This is a genomic window from Streptomyces sp. NPDC006430 (genome assembly GCF_040612395.1).
Taxonomy (GTDB): Bacteria; Actinomycetota; Actinomycetes; order Streptomycetales; family Streptomycetaceae; genus Streptomyces.
The window spans coordinates 420180-434252 of record NZ_JBEXQA010000001.1; the positions used below are offsets into that span (position 1 = coordinate 420180).

General features: G+C 71.8%; 13 protein-coding genes. 7 read left to right on the top strand and 6 right to left on the bottom strand.

Going from position 1 to position 14073, the window contains the following annotated elements; all coding sequences use genetic code 11:
- Window positions 1-88: 88 nt before the first annotated feature.
- The 4 genes from ABZZ20_RS01970 to ABZZ20_RS01985 all read left to right on the top strand — a co-directional run bounded on the left by ABZZ20_RS01970 (window position 89) and on the right by ABZZ20_RS01985 (window position 5393).
- A complete protein-coding gene (locus ABZZ20_RS01970) occupies window positions 89-502 on the top strand; it encodes a roadblock/LC7 domain-containing protein (protein WP_356866126.1) in 414 nt (137 codons plus the stop codon).
- 107 nt (window positions 503-609) lie between these two features.
- Entirely contained in the window at window positions 610-984 is a 375-nt protein-coding gene (locus ABZZ20_RS01975; RefSeq protein ID WP_356865692.1) for a hypothetical protein, read from the top strand.
- Window positions 985-1163: 179 nt separating this feature from the next.
- Window positions 1164-4745, top strand: a complete 3582-nt coding sequence (locus ABZZ20_RS01980; protein ID WP_356865694.1) for a bifunctional glycosyltransferase family 2 protein/CDP-glycerol:glycerophosphate glycerophosphotransferase — start codon at window positions 1164-1166, stop codon at window positions 4743-4745.
- Between the two features lie 162 nt (window positions 4746-4907).
- A complete protein-coding gene (locus ABZZ20_RS01985; protein ID WP_356865696.1) occupies window positions 4908-5393 on the top strand; it encodes a VOC family protein in 486 nt (161 codons plus the stop codon).
- 32 nt (window positions 5394-5425) lie between these two features.
- Here ABZZ20_RS01985 and ABZZ20_RS01990 read toward each other — a convergent pair whose 3' ends face one another.
- The gene (locus tag ABZZ20_RS01990) at window positions 5426-6190 is read right to left on the bottom strand and encodes a Sir2 family NAD-dependent protein deacetylase (protein ID WP_356865698.1); all 765 of its coding nucleotides are present in this window, start codon (window positions 6188-6190) and stop codon (window positions 5426-5428) included.
- Between the two features lie 213 nt (window positions 6191-6403).
- Between ABZZ20_RS01990 and ABZZ20_RS01995 the strand changes: the two genes are divergently transcribed.
- Both ABZZ20_RS01995 and ABZZ20_RS02000 read left to right on the top strand, forming a co-directional pair.
- Window positions 6404-6829, top strand: a complete 426-nt coding sequence (locus tag ABZZ20_RS01995; protein ID WP_356865700.1) for a hypothetical protein — start codon at window positions 6404-6406, stop codon at window positions 6827-6829.
- Between the two features lie 32 nt (window positions 6830-6861).
- On the top strand, window positions 6862-7794 hold the full coding sequence (locus ABZZ20_RS02000) for a GNAT family N-acetyltransferase (protein WP_356865702.1): 933 nt from the start codon (window positions 6862-6864) through the stop codon (window positions 7792-7794).
- Window positions 7795-8024: 230 nt separating this feature from the next.
- Here ABZZ20_RS02000 and ABZZ20_RS02005 read toward each other — a convergent pair whose 3' ends face one another.
- The 3 genes from ABZZ20_RS02005 to ABZZ20_RS02015 all read right to left on the bottom strand — a co-directional run bounded on the left by ABZZ20_RS02005 (window position 8025) and on the right by ABZZ20_RS02015 (window position 10017).
- Window positions 8025-8468, bottom strand: coding sequence for an SSI family serine proteinase inhibitor (locus ABZZ20_RS02005; protein ID WP_356865704.1), 444 nt, complete (start codon window positions 8466-8468; stop codon window positions 8025-8027).
- 235 nt (window positions 8469-8703) lie between these two features.
- Window positions 8704-9165 (bottom strand): cyclic nucleotide-binding domain-containing protein, encoded by a 462-nt coding sequence (locus tag ABZZ20_RS02010; protein ID WP_356865706.1) that lies wholly within the window; start codon window positions 9163-9165, stop codon window positions 8704-8706.
- 549 nt (window positions 9166-9714) lie between these two features.
- Window positions 9715-10017 (bottom strand): hypothetical protein, encoded by a 303-nt coding sequence (locus ABZZ20_RS02015; RefSeq protein WP_356865708.1) that lies wholly within the window; start codon window positions 10015-10017, stop codon window positions 9715-9717.
- 629 nt (window positions 10018-10646) lie between these two features.
- On the opposite strand from ABZZ20_RS02015, the gene ABZZ20_RS02020 reads away from it, so the two are divergent.
- Complete coding sequence (locus ABZZ20_RS02020) at window positions 10647-12572, top strand: cellulase family glycosylhydrolase (protein ID WP_356865710.1); 1926 nt, start codon at window positions 10647-10649, stop codon at window positions 12570-12572.
- Window positions 12573-12690: 118 nt separating this feature from the next.
- On the opposite strand, the gene ABZZ20_RS02025 is transcribed toward ABZZ20_RS02020, so the two are convergent.
- Window positions 12691-13116, bottom strand: coding sequence for a hypothetical protein (locus ABZZ20_RS02025; protein ID WP_356865712.1), 426 nt, complete (start codon window positions 13114-13116; stop codon window positions 12691-12693).
- A 101-nt stretch (window positions 13117-13217) separates the two neighbouring features.
- Window positions 13218-13928, bottom strand: coding sequence for an HAD family hydrolase (locus tag ABZZ20_RS02030; protein WP_356865714.1), 711 nt, complete (start codon window positions 13926-13928; stop codon window positions 13218-13220).
- Between the last annotated feature and the right edge of the window lie 145 nt (window positions 13929-14073).

A 14073-nucleotide genomic window follows, 5' to 3' on the forward strand; every position in this document is an offset into this window, starting at 1 on the left:
CCCGCTGCGACCGGCTCTGCGCTCCGAGCGCGCCGACCGCTCCGAGCGGAGGCAGCCCGAAAGGAGAAAGGACGACATGAGCACGGCGATGATCCCCGCCGAGGCAGAAGCCGACATAGTCGCCGAGCTCCGTCGGCTGCGGGCCCGAGTTCCCCAGCTCACCGGCGCCCTCGCCGGAAGCGCCGACGGCCTGGTGCTCGCGCAGGACAGCGCCGCCACCGAGGTGGAAGCCGTCGCAGCCCTGACCGCAGCCGCCCTCGGGGTGGCCCAGCGACTGAGCGACAGCACCGGTCAGGGCAGCTTCCGCGAGCTGCTGATACGGGGCGAGCACGGATACGTGGCCACCTATGCGGCCGGGGAGGCAGCCGTCCTCACCCTGATCGCGGAGCCCCGCGTCAACGTCGGCCGGCTCCACCTGGAGGCCCGCCGTTCGAGCCTGCGGATCGCGGAGCTCATCGACCACGTCCTCGGGCGCCGCGGCCCCGAGGTCCCGTCCGCCTGAGCCGACCTGCCGGCACCCTGCCGAACCGGCACTTCGTGCACATCCGTGCGGGCCGTACGAACCGGCACACACCCTGTTGGAAACCGTAGAAGAAAGAGGAACACCTGATGGCAAACGTGGAGACAGCCCTCAAGGAAGCCACCACCATCATCGACGGTGCGCTCGGCGTCGCCCTGGTCGACTACGACAGCGGCATGGCCCTCGGCACCATCGGCGGCGGCAAGGAACTCGACCTCGGCGTGGCCGCGGCGGGCAACACCGACGTGGTGCGCGCCAAGGTCCGCACCATGGACATGCTCGGGCTCAAGGACGAGATCGAGGACATCCTGATCACCCTCGGAGGCCAGTACCACCTGATCAGGTTGCTGAAGGGGCGCGGCTCCAAGGGGTTCTTCCTCTACCTCGCGCTCGACCGCAGCCGCGCCAACCTCGCGATGGCCCGTCACCAGCTCAAGACGATCGAGGCTGAGCTCGAAGTCTGAGCAACCGTTCGGTCCGACCCCGACGCCGAGGTGGCGGGCGGCTGAATTCTTTGCCGTCCGCCCCGGGGGCCCAGGGTTATATGTCCAGGATGGGGCGACTTTATCATCCCGTTACCGAGTAGGATGCTCTCATCAACTGATCATCGAAAAAGCTTGAATCGCTGGAGAACCCGCCACCCATGCCCCCGCGCCTGAGCATCGTCGTCCCCGTCTACAACGTCGAGCTCTACCTCGACGAGTGCCTGGAGTCCATTGCCGCCCAGACGTTCGAGGACTTCGAGTGCGTCCTCGTCGACGACGGGTCCACCGACACCAGCGCCGTCATCGCCAAAGCCTTCGCTGCGAGGGACAAGCGTTTTCGAGTCGTCATGCAGGAGAACGCCGGACTCGGCGCCGCCCGCAACGTCGGTGCGCGGCACATCTCCAAGGACAGCGAGTTCCTGGCGTTCGTCGACAGCGACGACACGATGCCGGACTACGCCTACGAGCGCCTGATCGCCGCCCTCGACGAGACGGGTTCGGACTTCGCCGCCGGCAACGTGAAGCGCTTCCGCTCCGTCGGCATGCAGCAGTCCTGGGGGCACCGGGTCGCGTTCGCCAAGACGCAGCTGAAGACCCACATCTCGAAGTTCCCGGCTCTGGTCACCGACCGCACCGCGTGGAACAAGGTCTACCGGCGCAGCTTCTGGAACGAGCACGGCTTCCAGTACCCGGAGGGCATCCTCTACGAGGACGCCCCCGTCAGCATCCCCGCGCACTACTTCGCCACCAGCGTCGACGTCATCAGCGACTGCGTCTACCACTGGCGCGTACGCGAGACCGGCGAACGCTCGATCACCCAGCGCTCCACCGACCCGGTTTCCCTCATCGACCGAGTGACCTCGGTCCGCCTGGTCCGCGAAGCGCTGAAGGCCAAGGACGACGCCAAGTACGCCCGCTACCTGCGCGATTACGACCGCAACGTGCTGAGCGAGGAGCTCCCGCTCATCTACAAGTACGTCGCCGAGGGCGGCCCGGACTTCCGCGCCGCCTTCGTCAAGGAGGTGGGCGGACTCATCCGGGAGATCGGCACCGACACCTGGTCCGGACTGACCGTCGCCGACCGCCTCAAGGCGTACCTGGCCCGCGAAGGCCGCGTCGAGGACTTCATCGCCCTCCAACACCACCAGCGGGACTACGTCTACAGCGTTCCCGTCAAGGGACTGGCCCGACCGCAGGCCGACTACCCCTTCCTGCGTGGGCGCCCGCCGGTCCCCGCCAAGATCCTCACCCTCGGCCCGCGCGAGCGCCGCGTCGTCAGCCGCCTGGAGCAGGCCGTCTGGAGCGACGGCAAGCTGCTGCTCCGCGGCTACGCCCTGCCCGGTCACCTCGGCGCGGAGAGCCGTCTCGGCTCGCGCAAGATGCTGGTCTTCCGCGAGGCGGGCAAGCGCCGCCGCACCGTCCTCAGCACCCGCACCGTCGCCTCCCCGATGGCCACCGTGAACTCCCCGCACCTCGCCCTGCGGCACGCCGACTGGGCAGGTTTCACGGCCGTCCTCGACCCCACCGTCTTCCAGTCGGGCGGCAAGTGGAACGACGGCATATGGACCACGTCCGTCGCCGTCACCGGCGCCGGCGGTCTGCACCGCGCCCGCCTCAAGGGAGGCGAGTCCGACAGCGGCCAGAACCCGCCCGCCCATTGGGTGGCCCCGGACGTCCGCATCGTCCCGAACGCCGCCGGCGCCCTCACCGTGCAGGTGGAGGTCGTCCGTGCCCGAGCCCTGGACGTCCGCCCCGCCGGTGACGACGCCGTCGAGGTGACCGGCGAGCTCGCTGCCGAGGTCGGCGCCGGCGCGACCCTGCGTGCGGAGCACGCCACCACCGGCACCGTCCTCTCCTTCCCGCTGGAGACCGCCGCCCCCGGCGGCGCCGGCCGGATCCCGTTCACCGCCCGGATCCCGCTGGCCGGACTGGCCGCCGTGGCGGACGCCCCCTGCGAACCCGGCGACTGGACCCCCGAGCCGTGGAGCCTGACCGTGGTCGGCACCGACGGTCGTAACCACCGGCTGGCCCACGACGAACGAGGAGGCTTCGCCGGCCTGGTGGTGCTCCTGCCCGGTGGGGACACCGACCGCGCCCTCTTCGTCAAGCGCGGCAACACCGGACACCTCACCCTCGCGGTGCAGCCCTCGCCGCCGCTGGTCGACTCGGTCGCCACCCAGGACGGCACCGTGACCTTCGAAGGCCGGTTCGTCGCGCCCGCCGACGAGCCGTACGAGCTGGTCCTGCACGACGTGACGGGAGCCGAGTTCAGCTACCCCGTCACCCGGGACGGCGACCGTTTCACGTGCTCCTTCGAGCCCGTGCTCCCCGAGGCGTACGCCGGCCGCACCACGCTGCCGAAGGGCCGCTGGTGGCCCACCCTGCGTCCGACCGCCCTGGGCGGCACCACGGCCGGCCTGCTCGGCGTCGACCGCGGGGCCCCGCTCCAGTTCGCGCCCACCGCCCTGCACTCGGGACCGCACGCCTTCACCACGGAGGGCCGCCGGATGCGGGTGGAGGCCCGCTTCTACGACCGCATCGCGCTCGTCGCCGACCCGCTCCTCAGCCCGCACGACCGCTCCCGGTACGCCCAGCGCGTCATCCGGTTCGAGACCTACCCGGCCCAGCGAGCCCTGCCGGTCAAGGACATGGTCGTCTACGACGCCTTCCAGGGGACGGGCGCCGGCGACTCGCCCCGCGCCCTCCACGAGGAGCTCGTGCGGCGCGGCGAGAAGCTCGACCACGTCTGGCTCGTCCGCGACGGACGCGCCGAGGTCCCCGCGACCGCCCGCGCCGTCCAGTACGACAGCGTGGAGGCCTGGGACGCCCTGGCCCGCGCCCGCTACTACGTCGTCAACGACAGCGTGCCGCTGCGCTTCCAGCGCCGCGCCGGCCAGGTCGTCGTCCAGACCTGGCACGGGACGCCGATCAAGGAGATCGGCCACGACTTCATCCACGACTACTACACGAGCCCCGAGATCCTGGAGGCGCTGGAGCACGACAGCGCCCAGTGGTCGCTGCTTGCCTCCCCGAGCTCGTACGCCACGCCCGTCCTGAAGCGGGCGCTGGGCTACGACGGCGAGGTGATCGATTCGGGCAGCCCGCGCACGGACGCGCTCGTACGGCCCGACGCGCAGCGGATCGCGGAGGTCAGGCGGCGGCTCGGCCTGCCCGAGGGCAAGAAGGTCGTCCTGTACATGCCCACCTGGCGGGAGAACCGCCAGGGCTGGGCCGGCGGCTACAAGCTCGACCTGCAGATCGACCTCGATGCTGCACGGCGCGAGCTCGGCGAGGATCACGTCCTGCTGATCCGCGGCCACCACTACGTGACCGAGCAGGTCCGCGACGGGGGCCGCGACGGTTTCGTCCTCGACGTGTCCCGCTGGCCCGACGCGACGGACCTGCTGCTGGTCGCCGACGTGCTGATCTCGGACTACTCCTCCGTGCTGTTCGACTTCGCACTCACCGACCGGCCGATCCTGCTGTTCACGTACGACCTGGAGCACTACCGCAGCACGCTGCGCGGCTTCAACTTCGACCTGGCGGCGAAGGCGCCCGGGCCGCTGCTGGCGGACTCGGCGAGCCTGATCGAGGCCGTGCGCAACGCGGACACCGTCGGGGCGGAGTACCGGGAGGCGCGGGCCGCGTTCCGCGCCGAGTTCTGCGACCTGGACGACGGCCGCGCCGCCGAGCGTGTCGTCGACCGGATGCTCGCTCTGGGGGCCGACCCCGCGGTGTGAGCCGTACGAGTGGTTTCAGGACGCGATGAGGACTGGCCCCGGGCCCACCGATGAGTTTCGGGCCCGGGGTCGGTCTGTAAGGGGTAACGAGAGGAACGGGACGGTGCCCACCGGCACGCACTCGACCACGCACTCGACCACACATTGCGCCTGGAGGCGGTCATGAGCAGCAGCAACGGATTCACCACGTGCCTGTGGTTCGACGGCAACGCGGAGGCCGCCGCCCACTACTACCTGTCCGTTTTCAAGGACGGCAAGCTCGGCCGGATCGGGCGCTACACCGAGGCGGGTCCCGGCCCGGCCGGTGAGGTGATGGTCGTCGAGTTCGAGATCAACGGCCAGAAGTTCGTCGGTCTCAACGGCGGCCCGCAGTTCCCCTTCACCGAGGCGATCTCGTTCCAGATCCACTGCGCGGACGAGGCGGAGTCGGACTACTACTACGAAGAGCTGACGAAGGACGGCGGGGAGGAATCCGCCTGCGGCTGGGTCAAGGACAAGTTCGGGGTGTCCTGGCAGGTCATCCCGCCCGGGGCCATTGACCTGGTCACAGACCCGGACCCGGAACGGGCCGCCCGGGCCACTGCGGCGATGCTGAAGATGAAGAAGCTGGACGTGGCGGAACTGCGACGCGCGGCCGAGGCCGCCTGAGGCCGCTGGGGCCGCGCCCGGTTCACCGCGTGCTACGCGTCTGATCCGGAGGGCGGGCCCGGGGGCGGGCCGAGATCACCGATCCGGGCCAGTAGAGCGGGCAGAGCGGTCCCGATCGGCTCGCGGATCACCTCGTCGGCGAGGGCGTCGTACGGGGTCTCCTCGGCGTTCACGATGATCAGGCGGGCCCCCGCCTCGGCGGCCATACTGGCCAGCGAGGCGGCGGGCTGCACCTGGAGCGTCGTCCCGACGGCGATGAAGACGTGACAGCCCTTGGCCACGGCCACGGCCTTGCTCAGCACCTCGGGGTCGAGCCGCTGGCCGAACATCACGGTCGCCGACTTCAGGACCCCGCCACAGGCAAGGCAGCCGGGATCCGGCTCTCCGGCGGCGACGCGCGCCAGCGCTTCGTCCATGCCCGACCGGGCGTGACAGGCCGTGCAGACCACCGCCCGTGCGGTCCCGTGCAGCTCGAACACCTTGCGCGAGGGCATTCCGGCGAGCTGGTGCAGCCCGTCCACGTTCTGCGTGATCACCCGCACCGGCGTACCGCCGCGCTCCAGCTCGGCCACGGCCAGATGCGCGGCATTCGGCCGCGCAGCGAGCGCCTCGACCTCGGCACGCATCCGCCACGAGCGGCGTCGGACCTCAGGATCGGCCATGTAGTACGCGTACGTCACGACCTTCTCGGCTTCAGGATCCCGGCGCCACAGCCCCTGCGGCCCCCGATAGTCCGGAATCCCGGAATCGGTGGACATCCCGGCCCCACTGAACACGACAACGAGCGGCTTCCCCATGGTGCGACCCTACGTACGACCGGTACGCAACCGCGAGCCCGTTTACCGGGGGCCGGCAACCGTGGCCCACACCCGCGGCCCACGATCCCCGGCCGCCGGCGCGAACGGAGCCCAGCCGAGGGAGGCCGTTTCGGCGGTGAATCCCGCCCCCACAGGAGTGAGATCCGCGGTCCACCCCCGGCTCCGAAGACCCCCGGTGGTTACACATCCGGCATGAAGATCACGCCGTACAGCCTCGGTGCCCTGCTGCTGACCCTGCTCGCGTTGCCGGCCCCGACCCCCGCCGTCGCCGATCCCACCCCGGTCGTCGCCCACCGTCGGCACAGCGCCGCCGAGATCGCCACCTTCCTCACGTCCTTCTACGGCCACCACGGCCCCTCCACGCACGACCGCGACCAGCGCGTATCGCAACTACTCAAGGAGAAGCAGGCATACAGCCGAAACGCGGACGTCCTGCTCTGCGCCCAGGACGAACCCCAGGACATCGCCATCGGCGCGGTCACCATCGCCCCGTTGGCCGGTATCGGCTGGGCCACCGTCACCACCCACTGGGGAGCGGGCCGCACCGACACGTTCACGGCGTACGTGCGCCTGGACTCCCGGCCCATCAAGCTCGACGACGTGATCTGCGCCGGCTGACCATCCGTACGCCGTCTGGTACAACACCGGACATGACGGGATTCGAGATCACCGGCGCGAGCGCAGCCGACATGGAACTCATCCGTACCTGGGCCGACGAGGAAGGGTGGAATCCGGGGGACTCCGACCGGTTCGCGTTCGCGGTCGCAGATCCGACCGGCTTCCTCGTCGGCCGGATCGACGGCGAGCCGGTGGCGTCCATCTCGGCCGTTCGCTACGGGACCGGCTTCGGGTTCATCGGCTTCTACATCGCCCGCCCCGCGGTCCGCGGACAGGGCTACGGGATCCAGCTGTGGCACGCCGGGATGAAACGGCTCGACGGGCGGCTGATCGGCCTGGACGGCGTCGTCGACCAGCAGGGCAACTACCGCAAGTCCGGGTTCCGTTCGGCCTGGAACAACGTGCGGTACGAGGGCGTGCCGCGGACGGACGACGCGGGAACCGGCGGTACCGGTACCGGTACCGGTACCGGTACCGGTACCGGTACCGATGCCGGTGCCGGCGCGCGTGCAGGTGCAGGTGCAGGTTCCGGGATCGAGGTGGTGGACGCGGCCTCGCTGCCCTTCGGGCTCCTCGCCGCCTACGACCGCCGGTTCTTCCCCGAGGCGCGCGACGCCTTCCTGTCCGCGTGGACCAGCCTGCCCGGCCGCACCGCCCTCGCAGCCGTCCGCGACGGCCGGATCGAAGGCCTCGGCGTGATCCGCCCGTGCAGCGGAGCCTCGCGGATCGGCCCGCTGTACGCGGCCACCCCGGCCGTCGCCGCCGCACTGCTGCACCGGCTCGCGGAGCACAGCCCTGACGGAGCGGTCGCCGTGGACGCGCCGGACGCCAATCCGGCGGCCACCGGCCTGCTCTCCGGCCTGGGACTGGTTCCCTCGTTCGAGGCCGCCCGGATGTACACGGGTCCCGCCCCGGAGGTCGAACTGGCCGGGATGTACGGCGTGACGAGCCTCGAACTGGGCTGACGGGGCGGGTCACTTGCCGGGCCGGAAGGCCGTCGCGGATCGCGAGGGGGCCGGACGAAAGGGGGCCATGCGGGAGATGGGGCGGCTCGTGAACCGGCGGACGGACTCGCTGCACGAGGCCGAGCCGCGGTTCCGGAAGGCCGCCAGGGATGGCCGCCCGTTCGCGCGGTGGGAAGCCGGGCGGCGGTCGCACGTCGCCGCCCGGCCGGTCGGGTGGGCCCTGGGCCCGGTCAGAAGCCGAACAGTGCGCCGGCGGTGTGCCGCAGGCCGCACGGGTTGCCGAAGGTGTACGAGTAGGAGAACCGGTGACCCTGCCACACCCCGTCGGCGGTCACCGTCATGGGATTCCACTCCCGGGTGCAGTCGACGTTGCCGCGCGGTGCGGTTACGGCGTCCAACTGGGCCGAGTGTGCACGTAGTTCGGCGCAGGCGCGGGCCGGGGCCGGGTGCGTCCCGCCCGGGGTGGGCGCACACACGAGGGTGACGGCGCGCAGCGCCGTGCCATAGGTGGCGTCCTCCCCGGCCGTGATGCTCAGGACGAGGGCGGACGGCGCGTACAGGCTCTCGGTGGCGGACGGTGCGGCGTCGGCAGCTCCGGGCCAGGCCAATGCCGTGAAGACGGTGAGCGCCATGGCGGCGGAACCGAGGCCGAGACCCTTTGCGATGGACCGCATTTCGAACTCCCTTTGCGTGGTTGCTTCGGATAGCGGACAGGAGTCTTGCCCAGACCCGCCGCGAACGCCCGTTCGCACCCCTATTTTCCGTCACTGATCGTGAGCGAATGTATGCAGACCGCAGCGGTGCCGGGGTGCTGACCTGTACGGGACCGGGCCGCCGAAACGGCCGAACACACGCGCTGAAACATTTTCCCGGGAGGGTCCGCCCGGCCTGCGGGGGTTCGCCGGCGGTCTACCGGGACGACCCGATGCGCGGGGCGTAGAGGTCCATGAGCCGGGTGCGGGTCTGCTGGAGCCGGATCGCGAGCACCCGCCCGACCCAATGCCCGATGGCGGACCCGAAGGCGGGGTCGGCGTCCATCATCATCCGTACGGCGGTCGCGTCGAACTCGTACGACCGGACCGGGGTCATGGCCTCCGCGCTCAACTGCCACCTGTACGGCGGGAAGAGCCAGGACCAGCCCACCAGCTCACCGGGGCCGAGGTTCTCGACGGGCGCGGGCCGGCGGCCGGGTACGGGGATCTGGAGCGTCACCGTGCCGGATCGCACGATCCAGAACGACTCCGCGACGGCGCCCTCCTCGAAGATCGTCGCGCCTTCGGGGAAGTTGACCTCACGCGCCTGGGACATCAGCCGTCCGCGGTGCTCGGCGGAGAGGACAGCGGAGATTCGGATGGGGGAAGGTGTGCTCACGACGGCCTCCGATCAGGGCCCCCCGCTACCCCCAGTGTCGCCGACACCCGTACGATTTCACGCGCGGCACATCCCCCCGATTCTCCGGGCCCCCGGCACCTCCCACCGGCCCCGCGGGACAGCGCCTGCCCGCGGGGCTGCGCCCGCCAGGGTGTGCCTTGCCCGGCCGTGCTGGCCGAGTGGCTCCAAGGGGCACCCGGCACGTGCGCCCCTGCCGCGCCGCGCCGGTCCGCCAGCGCCTACAGGATGCCTTCGGCGGTACGCCCGGTGCGTACGCCCTCAGGGGGCTCGTGCCCGCCCGCAGGCGTCTGTCGGGTTTCCCAGCGGTACGCCTGGCGTGGGCACTCTTGCAGGGCGGTGCCTGCTGGCACCTCCAGAGCATGCCCGACGCGAACGCCCGTCGTGATCACCCTTGCCGGGGCGTGCCTGCCGGCCCGCGGCTGCTGCGCTACGTGTGGTCGGCCGCGTCCGCCGAGCGCTTCCGGCGGTACGCCCGGCGCGGACTTCTCCGGCGCGCGGTCGTCTCCGGCGCGGAGACGACCGGCGGGGTCACTCCTCGACGTTGGCCTCCAAGCAGGCCAGCTCCATCGCGTCGAGGACCGCCTCGTGGCTGCGCCGGCTCAGCTCGGCGACGTTCTCGATCTGCGCCGTGGCCCAGGCCGCCAGGGTCATGACCAGCACGCGCAGCCCGTCGGTGCCGTGCTCGGCCAGGATCGCGTCGGCGACGATCATCGCGTCCTCGGGCACCTGCTCCGGCGGCTCTAACCCGGCGAGACCCCGCAGCATCGTGAGGGTGCGGCGGGAGATCTCCGGAGTCATCCTCGCCAGCCGCATGTCTTCTTCTTCGTCCATCCGCCCCACCCTCCCGTGCATGCCCGGCCCCCCAGGGCACGGTAGAGGGAGCCGGCCCCGCGCGGGGCGGTTTCGCCAGGGTGGCCCCACGCAAGGGCCTGCGGCGGTCGACGGCAGCAGCCGCGCGACCTCCCCCACGCCCCCTCCCCGAGCTGCCCCCCGCCCCGGCTACCCGATGCGGTCCTCCGCCCGGATCGACCGTGTCCTCGTCCCGCTAGCCCGGGCCGCTCGCTCGCACTGATGAGCGTCAAGGGCAGGAGCGGAGAGTCCGACCGCGGGCCGCCGCGTCGTCGTGGCGCATCCGGGCCGGGTGGAGTGCCCGCCGATGCCGATGCGCCCCACGGCGCGTGGGTACGGCACCCGGCACGGCGCCGGCCGGCTCGCGCCGCAGCATGCCGCCGCTTCGTCCGACCGTGGCCCGGAGGTCGAACTCGCGTTCTCAGAGGGGGAGTACGGCCGAATATGACTGGTGGTCACGGGGCGGAAAGTCGCCGATCCGCTGGGTTCCCTGCTCGGCGACCGGCCGGTAACTTGGCCGCGGCGCCCGTTCGGTGCCCGTTCGATGTCGTCCGGCACACGCCCGTCCGGGCCGGACGTCCCACCCCCCACCCCCCCCTCGCAGGAGCCACATGAAGAGCCTCATACGCGCGGTCCTCGGCGCACTCGTCCTGCTGGCGGGAGCCCTGCCCACGGTAGCCGCACCCTCGCCCGCCCTGGCCGCTCCGACGGCTTCGACGGCTCCGGCGTCCGCGGGAGAGGCGTGGACCCCGCCGCTGTCCACCCGCGGCCGCTACATCGTCGATGCCCAGGGCAACCGCTTCCGGCTCCGGTCCGGCAACTGGGACGGTGCCCAAGGTTCCTGGAACGGCTCCGGCGATCGCAACGACCCCGCCACGCACCACGCCGGCCAGAACTCCTACGGCATCCCGATCGGCCTGGACCGGGTGCCCCTGCCCACCCTGCTGGCCGATTTCCGCGCGCTCGGCCTCAACAGCATCCGGCTGCCCTTCTCCAACGAGATGCTCCGCACCACGAACCCCGTGCCGGACGCGGCCGTCGCCGCCAACCCGGCCCTGCGCGGCCGTACTCCGCTCCAGGTCTACGACGCCGTCGTGGCCGCGCTCACCGACGGCGGGTTCGCCGTCATCCTCAACAACCACACCGGCACCACCCGTTGGTGCTGCGGTCTGGACGGCAACGAACGCTGGAACAGCGGCCGTTCCACCGCGCAATGGGCCGACGACTGGGTGTTCCTGGCCCGCCGCTACCGCGACAACCCGCGCGTGGTGGGGGCGGACCTGTACAACGAGGTCCGCCGGGACACCTTCGACGACCCCAACTGGGGCCTCGGTGACGGCCACGACTGGCAGGCCGCCGCCCAGGAGGCCGGAGACCGGATCCTCTCCGAGGCCAATCCGAACCTGCTCATCGTGGTCGAGGGCATCAACTGGACCGGCATCCCCCTGGACGGCCTTCCGCACGGCCGCCCCACCCTCACCCCCGTGCGCACCCTGTCGCACACGCTCGTGGTGTCCAACAAGCTCGTGTACTCGGCCCACTTCTACGGCTACACGGGCCCCCGGCACACCGGCGCCACCGGCCTCGGCGAGACCCATGACGCGCGCTACCAGGACATGAGCCGGGCCGAGCTGGAGCAGACCCTCTACGGCCAGGCCCTGTACGTTTCGGCGGAGAGCGGCACCCACTTCACCGCCCCCGTCTGGATCAGCGAGTTCGGCATCGGCGCCGATGAGACGGGTACTGCCCCGCGTGCCTGGTTCCAGCACCTCACCGGCTATCTGAGCGCCGTCGACGCCGACTTCGCGTACTGGCCGCTCGTCGGCTGGAGCAGCACCGCGCAGGGCACCCCGGGCGGCGATGCCTGGGCGATGCTCCGCTACGACGCCTCCGGCCTCCGGTCCGGCGTGCTCGACGCGGCGGACTGGCGTACGCAGCCGTGGTCCGGCCTCGTCGCCACCGCGGGGCGCACCGGGCCGGTCCCGGCCACCCCCGCCTGGTACCAGTTGGCCACCGACCATCGCGACCACAACGCCTCGCTGCGCACATTGGCCACCGGTGACTGGGACAGCGGGGCACGCAAGGCGGTGTGCCCCGACGGCGCCCGCCTGGCCGGCCTCGGCCACACGGGCGGCCGCGGTCTGTGCAGCACGTCCGACCTGCGGGCCCCGACGGGCGGGCACACGGTGGTCCGCGACGAGGCGTACGTCCCGCCGGGCGGCGACTGGGCCTCCGGCTACACGAAGTTCCAGTGTCCGGCGGACCAGTTCCTGATCGGCTACAGCCTGCGCGGCGAGCGGGTCTCGGCGGCTCTGTGCGCCCCGGCCCGGTCGGCCCTGCCGGCGGCCGGCCGGACGCTCTGGTTCGACCGTGGTGACAACCGCCCGCCGGCCGCTCCGGGCGGCGAGTTCGCGTACGGCGCCTACAAGGGCCAGTGTTCGCCTACCGAGTACGCCGCGGGCATCGCCTTCACCACGCGGCTGGCGTCCCGGCCGGGCCCGGCGGCGCTCCTTTGCCGTCCCCTGCCGCCCGCCTGACGGCGCCCACCGGCGCCCACCGGCCCCGCCGCCCGTGGCGGGGCCGGCTCGGCGCTCGTCGGTTCCGTCGTCGGTTCGGCGGCCGGGAACCGCGCTGGAGGCCGCCCGACCGTGGCCGTCACTCGGGCTGGACCACGGCGAGGCCCCACCGTATGCCCGCGTCCGACGCGGTCACCCGGACGCCGAACGAACCGGACAGCCCGTCGCCCACCGGTACGGTCCGCCGCGCCACGGACCCGGCCGGGCAGTCGAGCGTGAAGGTTACCGGCGTGTACCCCGGGACGTCGGTGGCGTCGAAGCCCACCTCGACGCTCCCCCCGCCCTCGCAGGCGACCGTGATCTCGGTGCTCAGGTGGGCGTTGAGGCCGCCGCTGACCAGGCCTCCGGATCCGGTCCACGCCGGCAGCCACACGACCGCGTCCGGCCCCTGGTACGGCAGGAGTTCCCCGCCGTCGGCTGCCTGCGCGAGACCCGTGCCCCCGACCAGCGCCACTGCCGTTGCCACGGCCACGGCCGTCATCGCCGCCACGCGCGCGTGCTTCATGGTTCCCCCTCGGATCGTTTGCGACCTTTCCGCCACGACGTTATCGACCGCCACTGACAATGAATGCGCGGCGCGGGTCGGAGGGTGGACCGCACGCCCGCTCACCCCCGTACGGATCCCGCGGCGGTGAGCAGGCCGGGGAGCTCGCGCATGTCGGTGAACAGCACCGTGCCCGGGCCGGCGAGGTCGGCTGCCGCGGTCAGGCCCCCTGCGTATCCGAAGGAGCGCATGCCCGCCGCACGGGCCGCTTCGACCCCCGGGCGGCTGTCCTCGACCACCACGCAGGCCGAGGGTGCGACGCCCATGCGCCGGGCGGCGTGGAGGAAGAGGTCCGGGGCGGGTTTGCCGCGCTCGACCTCGGTGGCGCTGTGGATGCGGCCCGCGAAACGCTCGTACAGGCCGGTGCGACCGAGGGTGTGCCGCATCTTCTCGTGGGTTCCGCTGGAGGCGACGCAGGTCGGGAAGGTGATGGCGTCGAGGGCCTGGGGCAGGCCGTCGACCGGGGTGAGTCCGGCGTCGACCGCCTCCGCGTGCATCCGTGCGAACCGCTCCTCCCATTCCCGGGCCGCTGCCGCGCCGAGCCGGTCCGCGACCAGCTGTCGGTTCGAGGCGCTGGAGCGGCCGATGAACAGGCTGATGGCTTCCTCCTCGGTGAGCGGCCAGCCGAGTTCCGCGCCGAGCGCGACGTTCACGCGGGTCGCGATCCGTTCGGTGTCGACCAGTACGCCGTCGCAGTCGAATATGACGAGTTCGATCGGTTCGCGCGCTGCCGCGGGCCGGTCGGGTTCGGTGGGCACAGGTGGAGTGATCATGGGGGAAGCGTAGGCCGGGGCCGGGCAGGGCGTGCTGGGGCGTCGGTTCGGGAACCCGGTGGAGCTCGCGCCCCACGGTCCATGGCGGTGCAATTTGGCATCCGATACGTCAAGTGTGGTGAACCCATCCGCACATCGCCCTAGG

Bases quoted from the DNA above. Each gene is read 5' to 3' on its own strand.
- ABZZ20_RS01970 (WP_356866126.1), top strand. From the start codon at position 89: ATGATCCCCGCCGAGGCAGAAGCCGACATAGTCGCCGAGCTCCGTCGG.
- ABZZ20_RS01975 (WP_356865692.1), top strand. From the start codon at position 610: ATGGCAAACGTGGAGACAGCCCTCAAGGAAGCCACCACCATCATCGAC.
- ABZZ20_RS01980 (WP_356865694.1), top strand. From the start codon at position 1,164: ATGCCCCCGCGCCTGAGCATCGTCGTCCCCGTCTACAACGTCGAGCTC.
- ABZZ20_RS01985 (WP_356865696.1), top strand. From the start codon at position 4,908: ATGAGCAGCAGCAACGGATTCACCACGTGCCTGTGGTTCGACGGCAAC.
- ABZZ20_RS01990 (WP_356865698.1), bottom strand. From the start codon at position 6,190: ATGGGGAAGCCGCTCGTTGTCGTGTTCAGTGGGGCCGGGATGTCCACC.
- ABZZ20_RS01995 (WP_356865700.1), top strand. From the start codon at position 6,404: ATGAAGATCACGCCGTACAGCCTCGGTGCCCTGCTGCTGACCCTGCTC.
- ABZZ20_RS02000 (WP_356865702.1), top strand. From the start codon at position 6,862: ATGACGGGATTCGAGATCACCGGCGCGAGCGCAGCCGACATGGAACTC.
- ABZZ20_RS02005 (WP_356865704.1), bottom strand. From the start codon at position 8,468: ATGCGGTCCATCGCAAAGGGTCTCGGCCTCGGTTCCGCCGCCATGGCG.
- ABZZ20_RS02015 (WP_356865708.1), bottom strand. From the start codon at position 10,017: ATGGACGAAGAAGAAGACATGCGGCTGGCGAGGATGACTCCGGAGATC.
- ABZZ20_RS02020 (WP_356865710.1), top strand. From the start codon at position 10,647: ATGAAGAGCCTCATACGCGCGGTCCTCGGCGCACTCGTCCTGCTGGCG.
- ABZZ20_RS02025 (WP_356865712.1), bottom strand. From the start codon at position 13,116: ATGAAGCACGCGCGCGTGGCGGCGATGACGGCCGTGGCCGTGGCAACG.
- ABZZ20_RS02030 (WP_356865714.1), bottom strand. From the start codon at position 13,928: ATGATCACTCCACCTGTGCCCACCGAACCCGACCGGCCCGCGGCAGCG.